Source organism: Halomonas sp. 707D4, assembly GCF_024158685.1.
Lineage (GTDB): Bacteria > Pseudomonadota > Gammaproteobacteria > Pseudomonadales > Halomonadaceae > Vreelandella.
Map to the genome: position 1 here is coordinate 1 of NZ_JAMZBD010000450.1, position 2485 is coordinate 2485.

2 protein-coding genes and 1 pseudogene are annotated in these 2485 nt (G+C 64.0%); all 3 read left to right on the plus strand.

Annotation, left to right across the window (positions count from 1 at the left end):
• Nucleotides 1-1070, plus strand: a 1070-nt coding sequence (locus tag BIS11_RS15070) for an MFS transporter (protein ID WP_253586437.1), incomplete at its 5' end; no start/stop codon positions are given.
• 200 nt (nucleotides 1071-1270) lie between these two features.
• Nucleotides 1271-2248 carry a DUF1852 domain-containing protein gene (locus BIS11_RS15075; protein ID WP_253425511.1) on the plus strand — a complete coding sequence of 326 codons (978 nt, stop codon included), beginning with the start codon at nucleotides 1271-1273 and terminating at the stop codon, nucleotides 2246-2248.
• A 66-nt stretch (nucleotides 2249-2314) separates the two neighbouring features.
• Nucleotides 2315-2485 (plus strand): annotated as a pseudogene (locus tag BIS11_RS15080) (methionine synthase); the annotation flags it as partial.

The following is a 2485-nucleotide window of genomic DNA, read 5'->3' on the forward strand; positions in this document are numbered from 1 at the left end:
CCCTCGGGCCGCTGGTGGGCGGGGCGCTGCTGGAGCATTTCTGGTGGGGGTCGGTATTTCTCATCAACGTGCCGGTCATGCTGGTGGTCGCGCCCACCGTGTACGCGCTGCTGCCTCGGCGCGAGGTCGTCACCCCGGCGCAGTGGAACCTGGGTCAGGCGCTGATGTTCATCATTGGGCTCATCGCGGTGGTCTATGCCCTGAAGACGGCCATGAACGCGCAGCAGGCGTGGTGGCACACCGGGCTCGTGCTCGCCCTGGGGCTGGCGCTGCTGGTCGGGTTCGCCCGGCTGCAGCTGCGCTCGCCTAGGCCGATGCTGGAGCTTTCGCTGTTTCAGCATCCTGCCATCGTGGCGGGCATGCTCATGGCCCTGGTGGTGTCCGGCTCCCTTGCCGGGGTGGAGTTGACCCTGGCCCAGGAGCTTCAGTACGTGCTCGGCAAGACCCCGCTGCAGGCCGGGCTCTTCATGATACCGATCATGGCAGCGGCGGCCTTGGGCGGGCCAGTGGCGGGGTATCTCTCCCAACGCTATGGCCTGCGGCGCGTCGCCTGCACCTCATTAGGGTGCTCGGCGCTGGCGCTGGCCTATCTGTCCCGGGCGGACTTCCACGATCCCGGCCTTCTCGTACCCCTGGCGTTGGCGGTGCTGGGGTTGGCCCTCAGCATCGGGCTAACGGCCTCCTCGATTGCCATCATGGGGGCGGTCGAGGCGCGCCAAGGGGGGGCAGCCGGGGCGCTGGAGGCCACGAGCTACGAGCTGGGCACCGGGCTTGGCATCACGCTGTTCGGGGTATTCATGGCCAGTGTCTACCGCCGTTCGGTGGCACTTCCCGCCTCGCTGGAGAGCGATCTTGCCGCCCAGGCCGGCCACTCGATCAGCGACAGCATCGTGGTGGCTCAGGGGCTCGAGGCGGACACTGCCGAGGCGGTGCTTGCCGCCGCCCGGGACGCCTTCTCGACCACCCATTCGACGCTGTTGATGAGTGCGGCGGTGATCATCGCCTTGTTGGCTCTCGGGGTGTATGTGATGCTCGGGTACACCCGCATTAAGGTGCCGGCTCAAGAGTGATGAATGGCCGTCATGTTGGTTCACTCGAACCGCTCTTGAGGGTTAATATGAATACTAATCATCACAAGATGAAATTAAGGCATTTTTGTTCATGATCAGGTTCCGGTATAAACCCTCTACACGCTCGCCGACCGCCTCTCCGGCAACGACGGCATGAGGCAAGCAGCGATATCGGTTTTAACGACGGGAGCCAGGTGACCATGAGCAGTGATCTCGCCTTTAGCATCAAGCAGATTCGCTTCGACGAGGAGTACCGCCCGTCGAGCAATACGCGCATCACCACCAACTTCGCCAATCTGGCGCGGGGCGAGAAGCGCCAGGAGAACCTGCGCAACACGCTGGACATGATCAACAACCGCTTCAACGCGCTGGTGCAGTGGGACAACCCGGAAGGCAACCGCTACCGCGTCGAGCTGGATATTGTCTCCGTGGACATGGCCGTGGGCGGCGAGGGCGCGCCGTTCCAGATCATCGAGATCCTCAAGACCCGCTTCGTGGATACCCGCACTGGTCGCCGTATCGAGGGCATCGTCGGCAACAACTTCTCCTCCTACGTGCGCGATTACGACTTCAGCGTGCGCCTGCCGGCCCACAACAAGGGCCAAACGGGCTTCAGCGTGCCGGAGGATTTCGGCGAGCTGCACGGCAACCTGTTCAAGCGCTTCGTGGCCTCCGCCGAGTACCAGGCGCACTTCGAAAAGCCGCCGGTGATCTGCCTGAGCGTGTCGGACACCAAGGTGTACCACCGTACCGAGAACCGACACCCGGTGCTGGGCGTGGAGTATCGCCCCAACGAGTCGTCGCTCACCGAGCAGTACTTCAAGAAGATGGGCCTCGAGGTGCGCTACTTCATGCCGCCGGGAAGCGCGGCGCCGCTGGCGTTCTACTTCGCCGGGGATCTGCTCAACGACTACACCAACCTGGAGCTTGCAGGCACCATCAGCACCATGGAGTCGTTCCAGAAGATCTATCGCCCTGAGATCTACAACGCCAACGCGGCGGCGGGCAACGTCTACCAGCCGAATTTGAAGAACCCGGACCACTCGCTGACCCGGATCGTCTACGACCGTGAAGAGCGCAGCCAGCTGGCCGCCGAGCAGGGCAAGTTCGCCGAGGAGCACTTCATCAAGCCCTACCAGGCGGTGTTCGAGCGCTGGGCCGCCGGCGCCCCGGCATGAGCCGCCCTGGCACTGACGGCAACTGATACACGACCCTGATTTGAAACCGCTGACGGACCGATGACCATGAGCAAACTTCTCCCCACTTCCTCTGCGGGCAGCCTGCCCAAACCCACCTGGCTCGCCGAGCCGGAAACCCTTTGGTCGCCCTGGAAGCTCGAGGGCGAGGCGCTCGTCGAGGGCAAGCAGGACGCGCTTCGTGTGGCGCTCCAGGAGCAGGCGGGCATCGATATCGTC